This window comes from Cellulosimicrobium composti (assembly GCF_009711085.1).
Classification (GTDB): Bacteria; Actinomycetota; Actinomycetes; order Actinomycetales; family Cellulomonadaceae; genus Cellulosimicrobium; species Cellulosimicrobium composti.
Genome location: NZ_WMKA01000008.1, coordinates 1 through 17,573, shown reverse-complemented (window position 1 = coordinate 17,573; position 17,573 = coordinate 1). Strand labels below are relative to the sequence as shown.

The following is a 17,573-nucleotide window of genomic DNA, read 5'->3' as shown; positions in this document are numbered from 1 at the left end:
CCCCGACCCGGGTTGCCAGTGCCGGGCCCCTGCCTAGCGTGGGACGTTCCGGCGGCACCGACGCCGTCGGGCGCGACCCGTGCACGACGGCGACCCCGTCCTGGGCGGCCGCGCCGTCACCGGCAGCGACGCCGGTGGGAAGGAGAGGCTCATGCACGCACGACGAGGACGGTTCGGCGCAGGGACCACGGGGGTCGCGGCAGCCGCGGCGCTCGTGATGCTCCTGCCGTTCGGCGGGGGCGACCGTGGCGGTGACCGCGGCGGCGGCCACGGGCACGGCAACGACCGCGCGCGGAACGTCATCTTCATCCAGGGCGACGGGCTCGGCCTGTCGCACCGCGAGCTCGTCCGGCTCGCGACGGTCGGCAAGGACGGCCAGCTCGCCATGAACACGCTCGAGCACGCGGGCTGGACCACGACCGACTCGGCGGACCCGGAGGAGGCCGTCACGGACTCCGCGGCGGGCGCGACGGCGTTCGCGTCCGGCGTGCGCACGTACAACGGCGCGGTGGGCGTGGACGCCGACGGCAACCCTGTGCCGACCCTGCTCGAGGCCGCGCGCGGCCTGGGCAAGGCGACGGGGCTCGTCACGACGGCGCAGGTCACCGACGCGACGCCCGCCGCGTTCGGCGCGCACGTGCCCGACCGCGGCGACCAGAGCGAGATCGCGCGCCAGTTCCTCGAGAGCTCGCGCCCCGACGTCATCCTCGGCGGCGGCGAGGACTGGTGGTTCCCGGCGGGCGAGCCGGGCGCGTGGGAGGACAACCCGGCGAAGGACCCGACCGAGGAGAGCAAGGGCACGGCGGGCAACCTCGTCGAGCGCGCGCAGGACCTCGGGTACACGTACGTGAGCGATGCCGACGGTCTCGCGGACGCGCGCGGGCGCAAGCTGCTCGGCCTGTTCGCGAACGAGGAGATGTTCGAGCAGCGGAACGAGGGCGAGGGCGACCTCTACGAGCCCGAGGTGCCGCTGGTCGACATGACGGCGAAGGCGCTCGACGTGCTGTCGCGCGACCGCGACGGGTTCTTCCTGCTCGTCGAGGAGGAGGCCGTGGACGAGTTCGCGCACCGCAGCAACGCGACGCGCACGATCCAGGCGGGTCAGGCGCTCGACGAGACCGTCGCGCTCGCGCTCGACTTCGCGAAGAGGAACCGCGGCACGCTCGTGCTCGTCGTGGGCGACCACGCGACCGGCGGTCTCGCGATCGAGAACGTCGACCCCGAGGACGAGGGCGGCGAGGGCGCCACGACCGAGGACGGGCCGTTCGACCTCGCCGGCTCCGACCTGCAGTTCACGGTCGACTGGACGACGGGCGGCCACACGGGCGAGGCCACGCCGATCACCGCGCAGGGACCGGGGGCCGAGCGCCTCGCCGGGGCGCAGCGCAACACCGACGTCCACGACGCCGTCCTGCGCGCCATGCAGGGCCGGGGCCGCGGCTGAGGCGACGCGACCCGACCGCCCGGCGCGCGCGACGTCGTCGGGCGGTTGGGCCCGGTACGGGGCACCGCCGAGCACGACCGTGCTCGCGGTCGAGCACGAGGTTGGTGTCGTCATCGGGCGGATGACGACACCAACCTCGTGCTCGGCGGGAGGCTCGGTCAGCCCTTGACCGCTCCCCCGAGGCCCGCGCCCTGGAGGAACATGCGCTGGAACACGAGGAACAGCCCGACGGGGATGAGCGTGGAGATCGCGAGCGCCGCGAGGAACACGCCGAGGTCGGTCGACGCCTCGATGGACGGCAGGCGCACGGACAGCGGCTGGATCGCCGGGTCCTTGAGCACGAGCAGCGGCCAGAGGAAGTCCTTCCACGCCGCGATGACGGCGAACACCGAGACGACGCCGACGATCGGCCTCGACATCGGCAGGACGACCGACCAGAACAACCGGTACGGCCCGGCGCCGTCCATGCGCGCGGCCTCGAACACCTCGCGCGGGAGGCTGTCGAAGAACCGCTGGACGAGCAGCACGTTGAACGCGCTCGCGCCCGCCGGCAGCCACACGGCCCAGAAGCTGTTGATGAGCGACCGCCCGAGCAGCGGCGGGTCGAGGATCGTCAGGTACAGCGGGACGAGCAGCACGATCGCCGGGACGAACATCGTCGACAGCACGAGCGCCTGCACGACCTTCCCGTACCGCGGGCGCAGCACCGACAGCGCGTAGCCGCCCGTCGTCGCGACGAGGATCTGCGACGCCCACGACCCGACCGCGAGCCAGATCGTGTTGAGGAAGTACCGGCTGACCTGCACGTCGTTCCACGCCCGGTCGAGGTTGTCCCACGCGATGCCGTTCGGGAACACGGCCATGGGCGTGCGCAGGATGTCCTGCGTCGGGGTCACCGCGTACTTCGCGAGCAGCAGCATGGGACCGAGTCCCGCGACGACGAGGACCACGAGCAGCAGCACGTGGGTCGTGCCCATCCCCCACCGGACGGACGGGCGCCGCCAGTCGGCCTCGGAGAGCGCACCGCGGTCCTCGACGCCGTCGAGCGCCTTGCGGCGCCGTGCGCGGGCGGTGCGGCGCTCGGCCTCGCGGCGGCGCCGGCTCGCCTCGGCGGCGCGCCGCGCGGTCCCGGCCGCGTCGTCGGCGACGTCCGTCGTGGCCGCGGAGTCCTGCGAGACGACGCCGATCTCGCTCGGGTTGTCGGTGGGCGAGAGAGTCATGACGTGCTCCAGGACCGGGTGAGCCGGAAGTAGACGAGCGAGAACACCGCGAGGACGGCCGCGAGCATGAGCGACAGCGCGGTCGCCGCCCCGTAGTCGCCGCCGAGGCTGTTCTGGAAGGCGTAGCGGTAGATGAGCAGCAGCACGGTGAGCGTCGCGTTGTTCGGCCCGCCGCCGGTGAACAAGTACGGCTCGAGGAAGACCTGCGCCGTGCCGATCACCTGGAGGATGAGCGTGATGAACAGGACGCCGCGCAGCGCGGGCAGCGTGACGTGCCAGATCTTGCGCCACAGGCCCGCCCCGTCCACCTCGGACGCGTCGTAGAGCTCGGGCGGGACGCTGGTGAGCGCGGCGAGGTAGATGATGATCGTGCCGCCCGCCCCGGCCCACGTGGCCGCGAGGACGAGCGACGGCATCGCGGTCGACGCGTCCTGGAGCCACGGGTACGGGCCGAGGCCCACCCAGCCGAGGATCGTGTTGAACACGCCCGTGGGGCTGCCGTTGTAGAAGAACTTCCACAGCAGCACGGCCACGACCGGCGGCACGACGACCGGCAGGTACGCGAGCGCCGAGTACAGGCCGCGTGCCCGGCGGACCTCGCGCATGAGCACGGCCGCGACGAGCGGGACCGGGTACCCGAACAGCAGGGCGAGGAACGCGAAGTACAGCGTGTTCCGCACGGCCTTGCCCAGGAGCGGGTCGGCGAGCACCTGGCGGAAGTTGTCCAGCCCGACGAACGTCGGGTCGCTCACGAGGTTCGTCTCCTGGACGCTCATGATCACCGCGCGCACGATCGGGAACCACGAGAAGACGCCGAAGATCAGGATCAGCGGCAGCATGAACACGAGGTTGCTCAGGCCGCCGCCGCGGAACCACGTCACGGGGCTGCGGCGTCGGCCGGTCCGGTCGGCCCGCGCGTGCGAGGCGGGTCCCCGTCGCGGCGGGGCGGTGGTGGCGGTCACGGAGAACGTCCTTCGGTGCGGTGGGAGGTGCTCGACGGCGCGAGGTGCGTCGCGCCGTCGAGCACCGGTGGGGTCGGGCCGGCCGGCAGGGGGCGCTGCCGGCCGGCCCGGGCTGCGGACCCGGCGGGGTCAGCCCTGGTCGAGCAGGGCCTGCGCCTCGGTGTTCGCCTGCTCCAGCAGCGCGTCCACGTCGGCGTTCTCGTCCGTGAGGACGGCCTGGACGACCGGGTCGAGCAGCGCGTAGATCTCCTGCGTCTTCTGCGACGGCTCGCCCACGAGCGGCAGGTCGAACATCGTGTCCGTGTAGCTCGTCATCTGGTCGAGCGGCACGTTGATGTAGTCCGCGATCCACTCCTGGTTCTGCTCGTACTGCTCCTGGGAGAACATCGGCAGGACCGGGGTGCCCACGGGCTGGTCGTTCGCGACGAGGACCTCGGCGTCGGCGACGGCGCGCTTCTCGTCGACGAGCTTGCCGAGGTAGAAGAAGTCGATCCACTTGATCGCGGCCTCCTTCTTCGCCTCGTCCACGGTCGCCGGCATCGCGGCGAGCGTGCCGCCGGTGAGGACGCCCGCGTCGTCGCCCTCGAGCGGGAGCGCGGCGAGGCCGTACGTGGACGGGTCGAGCGCGTTCGTCTGCACGAGCGAGGTGAACACGTCGGAGCCCGACGTGTACATCGCGACCTGGCCGGCGGCGAAGGCCTGGTTCATCGTGCCCCAGTCGAGGAGGAAGTTGCTCCCGAGGGAGTTGTCCTCCCAGCGCATGGCCTGCAGCCACTCGAGCGCGGCCTTCGTGCCGTCGTTCGTGAGGGTCGACGTGGCCGTGCCGTCGTCCGCGACCTCCTGCGTGCGGCCGCCGCGCGCGAACGTGTTCACCGTGAGCTGCCAGCCGCCCGTGTTGTTCTGCGACATCTGCATGTAGCCCGCGACGCCGGGGTTCGCGTCCGCGATCTTCTTCGCGTACTCGCGGACCTCGTCCCACGTGGTCGGCGGCTGGTCGGGGTCGAGGCCGGCCGACTCGAACAGCGCCCGGTTGTAGTGCAGGCCCACGCCGTAGACGTTCTTGGCGGGGATCGCGTAGACGTGGCCGTCGGCGCCCGTGCCGGCCTCGAGGATGGCCGGGTTGAAGCGGTCGGCGTACGGCAGGGTGCGGAACTGCTCGTCGAGGTCCGCGAGCTGGCCGTTCTCCACGAGCGTCTTCGCGTCGGTGAACGGGATCTCGAAGACGTCGGGCAGCGTGCCGCCCGCGAGCTGGGGCGCGAACGTCGTCGCCTTCCACTCGTACTCCTCGGGCACGACGTCGATGTCCGGGTTCGCGGCCTCGAACTCCTCGACCTGGGCGTTGAAGGCGTCGATCGCCTCCTGCTCGGAGCCCGGGAGCAGGGACACCACCGAGAGGGTGACCTTCCCGTCGTCCGAGCCGCTGCTCTCGTCGTCGCTGCCCGAGCCGCCGCTCGAGCACGCGGCGAGCGTGCTGATCGCGAGGGCCCCCGCGAGGGTGAGGCCGATCGCCTGACGTGTGGACTTCATCGTCACTCCTGGGTTCCGGTGGTGCTGGGTGCTGGGTGGGGTGGGTGCGGGTCGCCGGCCCGCCCGGTGGGGCGCGCCGGTGTGGCGGTCAGGGGCGCGACGGGGTCGCGCGGAGCCAGACCGCGGTGTCGGTGGTCAGGGGCGCCGGTGGCTGCGGCGCGCCGGGACCGCCCGAGGCGTCGGCGGCGAGGTCGCTGCGCACGAGGACCACGGCGTCCGCCGGCAGCGGGACGTCCTCGGCCCCGAGGTTGACGACGCACGTGACCGCGTCACGCCCGTCGCCCCGGGTGAAGGCGAGCACGTCGTCGCCGAGCGCGACGCCGTCGAGGGCGTCGAGCCAGCGGAACGCGCCGCCGTGCAGCGCGGGCTCGGCGCGCCGCGTCGCGAGGACGCGACGGTAGAGCGCGAGCATCGAGGCGTCGTCGTCCCACTGGGCCTCGACCGACACCTCTCCCCAGCCGGGCGGCTGGGGCAGCCAGGGCTGCGCCCCGCCGTCGGGCCCGAACCCGTGGCTCGTGCCGCCGCGCGTCCACGGCAGGGGCACGCGGCAGCCGTCGCGGCCGGGGTCGACACCGCCGGAGCGGGCGTGCATGGGGTCCTGGATCGCGTCGGGCGGGAGGTCCTCGACCTCGGGGAGCCCGAGCTCGTCGCCCTGGTAGACGTAGAGCGACCCGGGCAGCGCGGCGGAGAGCAGCGCGGCGGCGCGGGCGCGGCGGCGCCCCAGGTCGAGGTCGGTCGGCGTCCCGGCGCGCTTGGCCGCGAACGAGAACGAGCTGTCCTCGCGGCCGTAGCGCGTCACGGGGCGCGTGACGTCGTGGTTCGACAGCACCCACGTCGCGGGCGCGGCGACGGGCGCGTGCGCGTCGAGCGTCGTCTGGACCGACTCGCGCAGGGCCTTCGCGTCCCAGGGGCGCGCCATGAAGTCGAAGTTGAACGCGGTGTGCATCTCGTCCGGGCGCAGGTACTGCGCGAACCGCGCGCGGTCGGCGAGCCACACCTCGCCCACGAGGACGCGGGGCTCCTCGTACGAGTCGGCGACGGCGCGCCAGCCGCGGTAGATGTCGTGCAGCTCGTCGCGGTCGACGTGCGGGTGCTCCCCCGGGCCCGGGTGCGCGGGCACCTCGGGCAGCGCGGGGTCCTTGACGAGCTGGGCCGCCGAGTCGATGCGGATGCCCGCCGCGCCGCGGTCGAACCAGAACCGCAGGATGTCCTCGTGCTCGCGGCGCACGTCGGGGTGGTTCCAGTTGAGGTCCGGCTGCTCCGGCGCGAACACGTGCAGGTACCACTCGCCGGGCGTGCCGTCGGGGTCCGTCGTGCGCGTCCACGTGCTGCCCTGGAACTCCGAGACCCAGCGCGTCGGGATCTGCGACCCGTCCTCGCCCTTGCCCGGGTGGAACCAGAAGCGCTCGCGCTCGGGCGACCCCGGCCCGGCGGCGAGCGCGGCCCGGAACCACTCGTGCTCGGACGACACGTGGTTCGGGACGACGTCGACGATCGTGCGGATGCCGAGCGCGCGGGCCTCCGCGATGAGCGCCTCCGCCTCGGCGAGCGTGCCGAACTGCGGGTCGATCGCGCGGTAGTCCGCGACGTCGTAGCCGCCGTCGGCCAGCGGGGACACGTACCACGGGGTGAACCAGATCGCGTCGACGCCGAGGTCGCGCAGGTACGGCAGGCGCCGGCGCACGCCCGCGAGGTCGCCCGTGCCGTCGCCGTTCCCGTCGGCGAAGCTGCGCACGTACACCTGGTAGATCACGGCGCTGCGCCACCAGTCGGTCGACGCCGCCCGCTCCGCTCCCACCGGACCGGCGGTCGCCTCGGGGGTGGGTGCGCCGTCGGCGACTCGGGGGTGGTCGTTGCTCACCGCGTCCTCTTCCGTGAGTTCGGGAGCGAGGGCGCGCGGGGCACGTCTCGCCTGCTGCTGCACCGCGTGCGGTGCCGGACCGGGGCGGGCCCCGGGACGGCCGTCGTGCACCGGGGTGTCGACCGCGCCGTCGAGACGACTGTAACTAGACGACAGGAAGCGCGCAAGAACCCGACAAGGCCGTTATCGAAATGCTATCTCTCGACGCCGAGAGACTGACGCGGCGTGCGAGGAGGGCGATCGACCCGCGCACGACGAGGGCCCCGGCCCGGCGCGCGACGGCGCCGGGCCGGGGCCCGGGAGAACAAGGGTGCGTGTGCTACGACCCGACGGCCTCGCGGCCGGCGCCGCGGGCCGCGGCGGTCGACCCGCGCACGACGAGCTCCGGCTCGAACAGGAGCTCGTCGCGCGAGACGTCGGCGCCCGCGATCATGCTCGCGAGCAGGTCCACCGCCGCCCGGCCCATGGGCTCGATCGGCTGGCGCACGGTCGTCAGCGCCGGGTCCGTGGAGTTCATGAGGTTCGAGTCGTCGTAGCCGACGACGGACACGTCCGCCGGGACGTCCAGGCCGGCCCGTCGCACGGCTCGGATCGCGCCCAGGGCGAGCGGGTCGCTCGCGCACACGATCGCGGTCGCGCCGGCTTCGAGGAGCCGGTTCGCGGCGGCCTGGCCGCTCTCGAGCGAGTACTGGCTGTGCACGACGAGCGCCGGGTCGAGCGCGTGGCCCTGCCGCTCGGCGAACGCCTGCGCCGCCGCGAGCTTGCGCTCCGACGGCACGTGGTCGGCGGGGCCGAGCAGGAGGCCGACCCTCTCGTGCCCGAGCGAGAGCACGTGGCCGAGCGCCTGGTTCATCGCGACGAGGTCGTCGCACGAGACGCGCGGGAAGTCGAGGTCCTCGATGGACGCGTTCATGAGCACGACGGGCAGCCCGAGCTTCTCGAGCCGGCGGAAGTGCGCGTGGTCCGCCTGCCGCTCGGCGTAGAAGCCGCCGGCGAAGATCACGCCGGACACGTGCTGCCCCAGGAGCAGGTCGATGTACTCGGCCTCGGTGACGCCCCCCGCGGTGCGCGTGCACAGCACGGGCGTGAAGCCCTGCTGCGCGAGCGCACCCCCGATGACCTCGGCGAACGCCGGGAAGATGGGGTTGACGAGCTCGGGGAGCACGAGGCCCACGAGGCGGCCGCGCTCGCCGCGCAGCTTGGTGGGCCGCTCGTAGCCGAGCACGTCGAGCGCGGTGAGCACCGCGTCGCGCGTGGCCTGCGAGACCCCGGGCTTGCCGTTGAGCACGCGGCTCACGGTGGCCTCGCTGACACCGACCTTGGTGGCGACCTCCGCCAGACGTCTCGACATGCCGCCGACTATACGCGCGACTGCAAGCCGCTTGCGTGATTCGCGGGCGCCAAACGAATCCTTGCGTCGGCGCTCCCCGGCGTCGGGAGATGCGGCTAGGCTCGTTCGGTGTCCTTCCAAAAGGTGACCGCGTCGTCCCCCGAGCCCGCGACGGACCCGTTCGGGCTCGTCCCCGCCCCCGTGTCGGTGTCGCCGGGCGACGGCGTCGTCGCCCTCCCCGACGGGACCCGGGTCGCCACGGACCCCGCGCTGCGCCCGGCCGCACGGCGGTGGCGGCGCGCGACGGAGGACGCGTTCGGCCTCGACCTCGCGCCCGTGGGCGGCCCGGACGACCCCGGCGCCGCGGACCGACCCGCCGTGACGTTCGCGCTCGACGCGGCGCTCCCGGCGTCGGGCTACCGGCTCGCGGTCGACGACGCGGGCGTCCGCGTCGCCGCTGCCGACCTCGACGGCGCGCACGCCGCCGCGCACACGCTGCGCCAGCTCGCCGGCCCGGCCGCGTTCCGCCGCGCCCCCGGGCGACGGGCGCCCGGTACGACGACGCCCCCGCTGGTCCTCCCCCACGTCACCGTCACCGACCACCCGCGGTTCGCGTGGCGCGGCGTGCTGCTCGACGTCGCGCGCCACTTCCTCCCGCTCGCGGACGTGCTGCGGTTCGTCGACCTCGCCGCGGCCCACCGGCTCAACGTGCTCCAGCTCCACCTCACGGACGACCAGGGGTGGCGCGTCGAGATCGAGCGGTACCCGCGGCTCACGGAGGTCGGGGCGTGGCGGCGCGAGTCGGGGGTCGGCACGTGGCGGGCCGGGGTCTTCGACGGCCGCCCGCACGGCGGCTACTACACGCAGGACGACCTGCGCGAGGTCGTCGCGTACGCGCGCGAGCGCGGCGTGACGGTCGTGCCGGAGATCGACGTGCCCGGTCACGTCGAGGCCGCGGTCGCGGCGTACCCCGGGCTCGGCACGCGCAAGCGGCCGCACGAGGTCCGCACCACGTGGGGCGTGAGCACGGAGGTGCTCGACCCGTCCGAGGAGTCCCTGGAGTTCTTCCGGAACGTGCTCGACGAGGTGCTGGAGGTCTTCGACGCGCCGTTCGTCGCGATCGGCGGCGACGAGGTGCCGACCACCCTGTGGCGCGAGAACCCGGCGATCGTCGCGCGCGCACAGGCGCTCGGGCTCGACGACGTGGGCGGCCTGCACGGCTGGTTCCTCGCGCGCCTCGCGGAGCACGTCGCGTCCCGCGGCCGGCGCGCCGTCGTCTGGGACGAGGCGTTCGGGCCCGCGCTCCCGCGCGACGTCGTCGTCACGTCGTGGCGCGGCTGGGCCGTCGGTGCCGACGCGCTCGCCGCGGGGCACGACGTCGTCATGGCCCCCGAGCAGGTCGTCTACCTCGACCACCGCGGCGGCGACGCCCCGGACGAGCCCGTGCCGGTCGGCTTCCTCACGACGCTCGAGGACGTCTACGCGTTCGAGCCGCTCCCGGCCGCGGTCGCGCCCTCCGGCGACGACGGCACGACGCCGGGGCGCCTCCTCGGCGGCCAGGCCGAGCTGTGGTCCGAGCACCTCGACTCCGCGCGTCGCGTCGACTACGCCGCGTTCCCGCGCCTCGCCGCGTTCGCCGAGGTCATGTGGTCGCCCGAGACCGACCGCTCCCCCGGGTCGCCCGCGTCGCGCGCGTTCCGCGAGCGCCTGGAGGCCCACCACCTGCCGCGCCTCGACGCGGCCGGCGTGGAGTACCGCCCGCTCGACGGGCCGCACCCGTGGCAGACCCGCCCGGGCGTCGCGGGCTGGCCGCGCGACCGCGAGGCCGAGCTCGCCGCGGGCGGCCTGCGCGGCGTCGGTGGCTGGGTCGAGGGCCGCGACGAGGGCGCGGGGGGACCGGCGTGAGCGCGCTCGTGATCCGGGGCGCCCGGCTCGTCGAGCCCGACGGCGCCGCCTCCCCGCCCGTCGACGTCACGGTCCGCGCGGGCCGGGTCGAGAGCGTCGCGCCCGCCGCGGCGGGCGCGCCCGACGCCGCCGCGGCGCTGGACGCGGGCGGGCGCCTCCTGCTGCCGGGGTTCGTCGACGCGCACGTGCACGGCGAGGCCGCGGTGCTCGACGAGGACGTGCAGCTCGCGATGCTGCGCCAGGGCGTGACGAGCGTCGTCGTGGGCCAGGACGGCGTCTCGTGGGCGCCGTCGCCCCGACCGGGCGAGTCGACCGCGGGGGGCGCGGGCACGGAGCCGGGCGGGAGCCTGCACGACGCGGCAGCCTGGGCGTCGGGCTACTTCGCCGCGATCAACGGCGAGCACCCCACGTTCCGCGGCGGACCGGTCGCCGACCTGCTCGCGACGTACGACGGCACGACGCGCGTCAACGTGGGCTACCTCGCCCCGCACGGCACGATCCGCTACGCGGTCCTCGGCCCGGCGGCGCGCTCGGCGGCGCGCGGCGAGGTCGACCGCATGGTGGCCCTGCTCGCCGGCGCGCTCGACGACGGCGCGCTCGGCATGTCGACGGGCCTCGAGTACGTCCCGGCGGCCTACGCCGACGAGGCGGAGCTCGTCGCGCTCACGAGCGTGCTCGCCGCGCGCGGGCTCCCGCACGTGTCCCACATGCGCGGGTACGAGGACAGGGCGGGTCCGGCGTTCGCCGAGCTCGTGCGCGTCGCGCGCGCGTCCGGGGCCGCGACGCACGTGTCGCACTACCACGGGCCGGCGGCCGAGCTCCTGGGCTACGTCGACGACGCCCGCGCCCAGGGCCTCGACGTCACGTTCGACTCCTACCCGTACCTGCGCGGGTGCTCGATCCTGTCGATGGTCTCGCTGCCGACGTGGCTCCCCGTGGCGGACGTCGACGCGACGGTGCGCGCGCTGCGCGACCCCGCGGTGCTCGACCGCCTCCACCGCGAGCACTTCCCGGCCCTCGCCGACCTGTGGCCGCGCGTGACGATGGCGGCGGTGCCCACCGGGCCGGCCGCCGGCGCGCCCGCGGACGAGCCCGCCGCGGACCTCGCGTGGACCGAGGGCGTGGCGCTGCCCGACGTCGCGGCGCGCCTCGGCCTGTCCCCCGCCGACGCGGCGGTGCACCTGCTCGTCGCGACGCGTCTGCGCGCGTCGTGCGTGTTCGCGCAGCCGCCCACCAACTCCCCGGAGTCGGTGCGCGCCCTCCTGCGCCACCCGGCGCACGTGGGCGGATCGGACGCGATCTACGCGCCCGTCGGGGGCGGCGGCCGCCCCCACCCGCGCGGCTGGGGCGCGTTCGCGCGCTTCCTCGCCGAGCACGTGCGTAGGCTCGGGGACTGGACGTGGCACGACGCGGTCACGCACCTGTCCACCCGGCCCGCGCAGCGCTTCGCGCTCGCCGGGCGCGGCGTCGTCGCCCCGGGCGCGGTCGCGGACCTCGCGCTCGTCGACCCGGACGGCGTGCGCGACGAGGCGACGTACGAGGACCCGCGCCGCCCGGCGTCGGGCGTCGACGACGTGCTCGTCGCGGGCGTGCCCGTCCTGCGCGACGGCCGCCTGACCGACGCGCTCCCGGGCCGCCCGCTGCGCCCGGCCCGACCCGCCCCGACCACCGACACCCGGAGGACCGCATGACCGGCTCCACGACCGGACCAGCCCAGCCCGACCGCCCGTGGGCGGGTGACGTCGTCGGGCCCCGGACGAAGGGACTGCGGCTCGCGGGCCTCGCGACCGTCGCGGACGTCGTCGCGGGCACGCCGCGCGTGACTGACGACCCGTTCTCCTGGCCGCTGCTCACGCTCGACGACGCGACGCTCGACCACAACGTCGGCGTCGTGGCGCGCGTGTGCGCCGAGCGGGGCGTCGAGCACGCGCCGCACGTGAAGACGACGATGTCGCGCGCGCTCTACGCGCGCCAGGCCGCCGCGGGCGCGTGGGGGGCGACCGTCGCGACGCCCGCGCAGCTGCGCACGGTGCGCGACTGGGGCGTGCCACGCGTCCTGCTCGCCAACGAGCTGCTCGACCCGCGCGAGATCGCGTGGCTGCGCGACGACCTCGCGCGCGTCGCGGCCGGCGCCGAGGACGAGGTCTGGCTGTGCGTCGACTCGACGCACGGCGTCGACCTGCTGGTGCGCGGGCTCGCGGGCGCGGACGACGCGACCCGCGCGCGCGTCGGCGTGCTCGTCGAGCTCGGCGTGCCGGGCGGGCGCACCGGCGTGCGGAGCACCGCGGCGGCGCTCGACCTCGCGCGCGCGGTCCGGGCCGCCGGGCTCCGGCTGCTCGGCGTCACGGGGTACGAGGGGTCGGTCGCGGGCGGCACGAGCGACGACGAGCTCGCCGCTGTCGCCGCGTGGTGCGACGACCTGCGGGACCTCGGCACGGCGTTCGCCCGGGAGAGCCTCGCGGGCGTCGACGAGCCGCTCGTGCTCTCGGCGGGCGGCAGCTCGTTCCTCGACGTCGTGCTCGCCGCGCTCCCCGGGCCGGTCCCGGGCCCCGACGGGCGTGAGGTCGCGACGCGCGTCGTCGTGCGCTCGGGCGCGTACGTGACGCACGACCACGGGTTCTACGGGCGCACCGACCCGTGGAGCCGCATCCCCGGCGCCGAGCCGCTGCGCGGCGCCGCGACCGTGTGGGGCCAGGTCCTCTCCGTGCCCGAGCCGGGTCTCGCGATCTGCGGCGTCGGGCGCCGCGACGTGTCGTTCGACATCGACCTGCCCGTCGCGCTGTGGCTGCGCTCGCAGTCCGACGACGGCTGGCTCGCCCCGCGCGAGCTCGCCGGGACGCGCGTCACCGCGCTCAACGACCAGCACCTCTACCTCGCGCTCGCCGCGGGCGAGGCGACCACGGGCCCGGCGACGGCCCAGGTGCGGCCCGGCGACGTCGTCGGGTTCGGCATCTCCCACCCGTGCACGACGTTCGACCGGTGGCGCGTGGCCGCCGTCGTGCGCGGCGACGAGGTCGTGGACCTCGCGACGATCGACCTGTGACCACCCCGACCCGACCCGGCACATCCCGAGAGGACACCGCATGACCAGCGAGAAGACCGCGATCTCGACCCCCGACGCCCCGGCGCCCGCGCACACGTTCCACCAGGGGGTGCGCAAGGGCCCGTTCGTCCAGGTCTCCGGCCAGGGCCCGGTGGACCCGGCGACGAACGAGTACCTCCACCCGGGGGACGTCGCGGCGCAGACCACGCGCACGCTCGAGAACGTCAAGGCCATCGTCGAGGCCGCGGGCGCGACGTTCGACGACGTCGTCATGCTGCGCGTCTACCTCACCAAGCGCGAGGACTTCCCGGTCATGAACGACGCGTACGGCGCGTTCGTCGCGCAGCACACCACGAAGGGCGTCCTGCCGAGCCGCACCACGGTGTTCACGGGCCTGCCGCGCGAGGAGATGCTCGTCGAGATCGACGCGTTCGCGATCACGGACTGACCCGGCCACGCCCGCGCAGGGCCCGGTCCCCGCACGGGGGCCGGGCCCTGCGTCGTCGACGGCCGTGGCCGACCGAGGCGCCGCCGTCGAGGGTGTGGCCGCGGGTCAGCGCCGCGACGCGACGTGCAGGCTCGTGACCGTCGCGGCGAGGTCGGTGAGCCGCGACGCCGTCCGGTCGAGCAGCTCGTCGAGCTCGATCGGCCCGGGCGCGATGCTGAACGCCGCCGCGATGCCCGCGTCGCGCGCCTGGTGCGCGGGCAGGAGCACGCGCCCCGCGAGCACGACGACCGGCGGCCGGTGCGGCGCCTCGGCGGCGAGCGCGCCCATCGCGTCCGCGACCTTCCCGTTGACCGACTGCGAGTCGAACGACCCCTCGCCCGTGACGACCAGGTCGGCGCGGGAGATCTCCTGCGGCAGCCCGATCGCCTCCGCGACGAGGCGTGCGCCCGGCTCGAGCTCGGCGCCGAGGACCCCGACCATCGCCGCGGGCACCCCGCCCGCCGCGCCGGCGCCCGCGAGCTCCGACACGTCGAAGCCCGCCTCCTCGACGAGCACGCTCGCCCAGCGCCGCAGCGCCGCGTCGAGGAACGCCACGTCGGCCTCCTGGGCGCCCTTCTGCGGGCCGAACACGTGCGCCGCGCCGCGCTCGCCGTGCAGAGGGTTGGTCACGTCGACCGCGAGCCGCCACCGCACGTCGCGCGCCCGCGGGTGCAGGCCCGCGAGGTCGAGGCGCGCGACCCGCGCGAGCCCCTCTCCGCCGTCGGGCACCTGCTCGCCCTGCTCGTCGAGGAGCCGCGCGCCGAGCCCCGTGAGGATGCCCGCGCCGCCGTCGGTCGACGCCGACCCGCCGAGGCACACGATCACCTCGTCGACCCCGGCGTCGAGCACGGCCGCGGCCGCGGCGCCCGTGCCGCGCGTGTGCGCGTGCAGAGGCTGGAGCGCGACGTCGCTCACCTGCGGCAGACCGCTCGCCTCCGCGAGCTCCACCACCCCGAGCCGGCCGTCGCGCGAGACGCCGTAGCGGGCCGTGCGCGGGCGGCCGATCGCGTCGACCGTCTCGACCTCGCGCGCGGGGACCCCCCAGACGGCGAGGAGCGCGTCGAGGGTGCCCTCGCCGCCGTCGGCCATGGGGAGCTCGACGACCTGGGCGTCGGGGACGACGCTGCGCACGCCCACGGCGACGGCGTGCGCGACGTCCGCGGCGCTCAGGCTGCCCTTGAAGGAGTCGGGCGCGACGACGACGCGCAGCGGGCCGTCGGGGCGACGCGGGACGGCGGGGGTCGGGTGGGTGCTCGGCGTTGAGGACACGCTCGCATCCTAGGCAGCGGGGTCCGTCCCGGTCAGCGGGGGAACGGACGGACCGGACGTGTTCCCCGCCACACAGCGCTCACGCGCCCGGAGCGTCCTCGCCGGCGTCGGACGCCGCAGGGGGCGCCACGTCGGGGATGGACGCCTGCGCCGCACGCAGGCGTTCGAGCAGGTCCTGGAGGGTCGCGAGCTCGTCGTCGTCGAGCGCCCCGCCCACGTAGGTCGCGATCGCACGCGCGTGCGCGCGGCCGACCGACCGCTGCACGCGTGCGCCGGCCGGGGTGAGCCGCACGACGGTGCCGCGCGCGTCGTCGGGCGCGGACCGGCGCTCGACGAGCCCGCGCGACGCGAGACGGTCGACCATGCGGCTCAGCGACGGCTGGCTGAGCAGGATGAGCTCGTTGAGGTCGCGCAGGCGCATCCCCTCGTCGGGGCCCTTGGTGAGCGAGAAGAGCACGTCGTACTCGCGCAGCGTCACGCCGTCCCACACCGGGTCGGACTGCAGCCGCCGCATGATCGTGACCTGCGCGCGGAACAGCGACTCCCAGGTCTGGACGGCCCGGCGGGCGCCGCCGTGGCCCTGCTCCCCCATGTGCGCCTCCGAGCGGTCGATGCGTTCGCATCGACCTTACCGGCGCGTGCCGGGTGTCAGCGCCCGAGGCGGCGCTCGCGCTGGGAGTACGAGCGCAGCGCGCGCAGGTAGTCGACCCGGCGGAAGTCGGGCCAGTACGCCTCGCAGAAGTAGAACTCCGAGTGCGCGCTCTGCCAGAGCAGGAAGCCCCCGAGCCGCTGCTCCCCGGACGTGCGGATGACGAGCTCCGGGTCCGGCTGGCCCTTGGTGTACAGGTGCTCCTCGATGTGCTCGACGTCGAGGTTCTCCGCGAGGTCCTCCAGTCGCGCGCCCGCGTCGGCCTGCTCGCGCAGGTACGACCGCACGGCGTCGGCGATCTCGTGCCGCCCGCCGTAGCCGATCGCGACGTTGACCTGAAGACCGTCGACCGCGGCCGTGCGCTGCTGCGCGTCCCGCAACGCGCCCGCGAGCCGCTCGGGGAGCAGGTCCTGGCGCCCCATGACGCGCAGCCGCCAGCGGCCCGAGTCGGCGAGGTCGCGGACCGCGTCCTCGATGATGTCGAGCAGCGCGGAGAGCTCCTCCTGCGAGCGGGAGAGGTTGTCCGTCGAGAGCATCCACAGCGTCACGACCTCGACACCCAGGTCCTCGCTCCAGCCGAGGAACTCCGCGATCTTGTCCGCGCCCCGGCGGTGACCGGTCGCCGTGGACTCCCCGAACGAGCGCGCCCACCGGCGGTTCCCGTCGAGGATGACGCCCACGTGGCGAGGGACGCTCTCGTGCGAGAGGGTCGCGGCAAGGCGACGCTCGTAGAGTCCGTAGACGGGGCGGGGCAGACGCACGACGGTTCCTCGGGCATGGGCGGACGGGTGTGTCGCCCGGCGGGCTGGTCCCTGGTCGGGACGCGCGGGCCGAACGGGCACACGCTACCGCCCGGTCGGCCCTCGACCGCAGGCCGTCGAGCGCCGCGCACGCCCCTGCCCAGGATCTTCACACGGTGCGGAGGTCACCGGTCGCGAACCTACGATGCCGTAACTTACGATGGCGTAGGTTCGAGTGCGCGACGCCGTCGCGCATCGTGACCCGCCCCGCCGCCCGCCGGCCCGTCACGAGGAGACGCCGTGGACCGACCGACCGACCCCGACCGCACGCCGCGCCCGACCGACGACGGCGAGCGGTCGCACGTGCCGGCGCAGGCGCTGGGCGGCGTCCGCGAGAGCGTGGGCGACGCGGTCGAGAGGGTCGCCGAGGCCGTCAAGCCGCGTCTGCGCGGCTGGATCCACGCCGGGACGTTCCCGTTCGCCCTCGTCGCGAGCATCGTGCTCGTCGTGGTCGCCCCGCCCGTGGCGGGCAAGGTCGCGTGCGCCGTGTTCGGGCTCAGCGCGTGCCTGCTGTTCGGCACGAGCGCCGTCTACCACCGTGGCACGTGGTCGCCCCGCGTCGCGGGCATCCTGCGGCGCGCCGACCACTCGAACATCTTCCTCATCATCGCGGGCACCTACACCCCCCTCGCGGTGCTCCTCCTTCCCCAGCGCACCGCGACGATCCTGCTGTGCATCGTGTGGGGCGGCGCCGTGCTCGGGCTGCTCGCCCGCATCCTGTGGCTCGACGCCCCGCGCTGGGTGTACGTCCCGATCTACGTCGCGCTCGGCTGGGTCGCCGTGGGATACATGCCGCAGTTCTGGACGACGACGAACGGCCCCGCGGTCGTCTGGCTCGTCGCCGTGGGCGGCCTCGCCTACACGCTCGGCGCCGTCGTCTACGGCATCAAACGCCCTAACCCGAGTCCCCGCTGGTTCGGCTTCCACGAGATCTTCCACGTGCTCACCGTCATCGGCTTCACGTGCCACTTCGCCGCCATCATGATCGCGGCCGTCGCCGCCCGCTGACCCCGCCCGAGGCGAGCCGCACGCCGACCCACCCGACCGGCGCGCGCCCCACGACCCCGGCGCGCCGC

Annotated in this window: 14 protein-coding genes; 6 read left to right on the top strand and 8 right to left on the bottom strand. The window is 75.1% G+C overall.

Annotated elements, in window-relative coordinates:
- The first annotated feature begins 151 nt into the window (after positions 1-151).
- On the top strand, positions 152-1,444 hold the full coding sequence (locus tag GJV82_RS05395) for an alkaline phosphatase (protein ID WP_225873122.1): 1,293 nt from the start codon (positions 152-154) through the stop codon (positions 1,442-1,444).
- Positions 1,445-1,602: 158 nt separating this feature from the next.
- Here GJV82_RS05395 and GJV82_RS05390 read toward each other — a convergent pair whose 3' ends face one another.
- The 5 genes from GJV82_RS05390 to GJV82_RS05370 all read right to left on the bottom strand — a co-directional run bounded on the left by GJV82_RS05390 (position 1,603) and on the right by GJV82_RS05370 (position 8,365).
- Entirely contained in the window at positions 1,603-2,664 is a 1,062-nt protein-coding gene (locus tag GJV82_RS05390; protein ID WP_024839430.1) for a carbohydrate ABC transporter permease, read from the bottom strand.
- Positions 2,661-3,503 (bottom strand): carbohydrate ABC transporter permease, encoded by an 843-nt coding sequence (locus tag GJV82_RS05385; RefSeq protein WP_155098562.1) that lies wholly within the window; start codon positions 3,501-3,503, stop codon positions 2,661-2,663. The genes GJV82_RS05390 and GJV82_RS05385 overlap by 4 nt, the downstream gene beginning before the upstream one ends.
- A 252-nt stretch (positions 3,504-3,755) precedes the next feature.
- Positions 3,756-5,153: an ABC transporter substrate-binding protein gene (locus GJV82_RS05380; RefSeq protein ID WP_024839432.1), complete on the bottom strand. Its 1,398-nt coding sequence runs from the start codon at positions 5,151-5,153 to the stop codon at positions 3,756-3,758.
- An 88-nt stretch (positions 5,154-5,241) separates the two neighbouring features.
- Entirely contained in the window at positions 5,242-6,951 is a 1,710-nt protein-coding gene (locus GJV82_RS05375) for a glycoside hydrolase family 13 protein (protein WP_318657328.1), read from the bottom strand.
- 382 nt (positions 6,952-7,333) lie between these two features.
- Positions 7,334-8,365 (bottom strand): LacI family DNA-binding transcriptional regulator, encoded by a 1,032-nt coding sequence (locus tag GJV82_RS05370; RefSeq protein WP_155098514.1) that lies wholly within the window; start codon positions 8,363-8,365, stop codon positions 7,334-7,336.
- A 108-nt stretch (positions 8,366-8,473) separates the two neighbouring features.
- Here GJV82_RS05370 and GJV82_RS05365 point away from each other — a divergent pair, with 108 nt between their 5' ends.
- From GJV82_RS05365 to GJV82_RS05350, 4 genes are read left to right on the top strand one after another with little or no spacing between them, the layout of a single operon-like run.
- Positions 8,474-10,249, top strand: a complete 1,776-nt coding sequence (locus GJV82_RS05365; protein ID WP_318657311.1) for a beta-N-acetylhexosaminidase — start codon at positions 8,474-8,476, stop codon at positions 10,247-10,249.
- Positions 10,246-11,940: an N-acyl-D-amino-acid deacylase family protein gene (locus tag GJV82_RS05360; protein WP_318657310.1), complete on the top strand. Its 1,695-nt coding sequence runs from the start codon at positions 10,246-10,248 to the stop codon at positions 11,938-11,940. Before GJV82_RS05365 ends, GJV82_RS05360 begins: the two co-directional genes overlap by 4 nt.
- Complete coding sequence (locus GJV82_RS05355) at positions 11,937-13,292, top strand: alanine racemase (RefSeq protein WP_155098513.1); 1,356 nt, start codon at positions 11,937-11,939, stop codon at positions 13,290-13,292. The genes GJV82_RS05360 and GJV82_RS05355 overlap by 4 nt, the downstream gene beginning before the upstream one ends.
- 40 nt (positions 13,293-13,332) lie before the next feature.
- Positions 13,333-13,740 carry a RidA family protein gene (locus tag GJV82_RS05350; protein ID WP_024839438.1) on the top strand — a complete coding sequence of 136 codons (408 nt, stop codon included), beginning with the start codon at positions 13,333-13,335 and terminating at the stop codon, positions 13,738-13,740.
- A 105-nt stretch (positions 13,741-13,845) separates the two neighbouring features.
- On the opposite strand, the gene GJV82_RS05345 is transcribed toward GJV82_RS05350, so the two are convergent.
- The 3 genes from GJV82_RS05345 to GJV82_RS05335 form a co-directional block, all read right to left on the bottom strand.
- On the bottom strand, positions 13,846-15,048 hold the full coding sequence (locus GJV82_RS05345; RefSeq protein ID WP_318657309.1) for a glycerate kinase: 1,203 nt from the start codon (positions 15,046-15,048) through the stop codon (positions 13,846-13,848).
- Positions 15,049-15,127: 79 nt separating this feature from the next.
- Positions 15,128-15,640 carry a MarR family winged helix-turn-helix transcriptional regulator gene (locus GJV82_RS05340; RefSeq protein ID WP_155098512.1) on the bottom strand — a complete coding sequence of 171 codons (513 nt, stop codon included), beginning with the start codon at positions 15,638-15,640 and terminating at the stop codon, positions 15,128-15,130.
- A 56-nt stretch (positions 15,641-15,696) separates the two neighbouring features.
- Positions 15,697-16,458: an isoprenyl transferase gene (locus tag GJV82_RS05335; RefSeq protein WP_318657308.1), complete on the bottom strand. Its 762-nt coding sequence runs from the start codon at positions 16,456-16,458 to the stop codon at positions 15,697-15,699.
- 279 nt (positions 16,459-16,737) lie between these two features.
- Here GJV82_RS05335 and trhA point away from each other — a divergent pair, with 279 nt between their 5' ends.
- Positions 16,738-17,505, top strand: coding sequence for a PAQR family membrane homeostasis protein TrhA (trhA, locus tag GJV82_RS05330; protein ID WP_404812926.1), 768 nt, complete (start codon positions 16,738-16,740; stop codon positions 17,503-17,505).
- The last annotated feature ends 68 nt before the right edge of the window (positions 17,506-17,573 follow it).

Coding starts and splice junctions, on each gene's coding strand:
- GJV82_RS05350 (WP_024839438.1), top strand. CDS start 13,333: ATGACCAGCGAGAAGACCGCGATCTCGACCCCCGACGCCCCGGCGCCC.
- GJV82_RS05370 (WP_155098514.1), bottom strand. CDS start 8,365: ATGTCGAGACGTCTGGCGGAGGTCGCCACCAAGGTCGGTGTCAGCGAG.
- GJV82_RS05390 (WP_024839430.1), bottom strand. CDS start 2,664: ATGACTCTCTCGCCCACCGACAACCCGAGCGAGATCGGCGTCGTCTCG.
- GJV82_RS05385 (WP_155098562.1), bottom strand. CDS start 3,503: ATGCTGCCGCTGATCCTGATCTTCGGCGTCTTCTCGTGGTTCCCGATC.
- GJV82_RS05380 (WP_024839432.1), bottom strand. CDS start 5,153: ATGAAGTCCACACGTCAGGCGATCGGCCTCACCCTCGCGGGGGCCCTC.
- GJV82_RS05340 (WP_155098512.1), bottom strand. CDS start 15,640: ATGGGGGAGCAGGGCCACGGCGGCGCCCGCCGGGCCGTCCAGACCTGG.
- GJV82_RS05395 (WP_225873122.1), top strand. CDS start 152: ATGCACGCACGACGAGGACGGTTCGGCGCAGGGACCACGGGGGTCGCG.
- GJV82_RS05355 (WP_155098513.1), top strand. CDS start 11,937: ATGACCGGCTCCACGACCGGACCAGCCCAGCCCGACCGCCCGTGGGCG.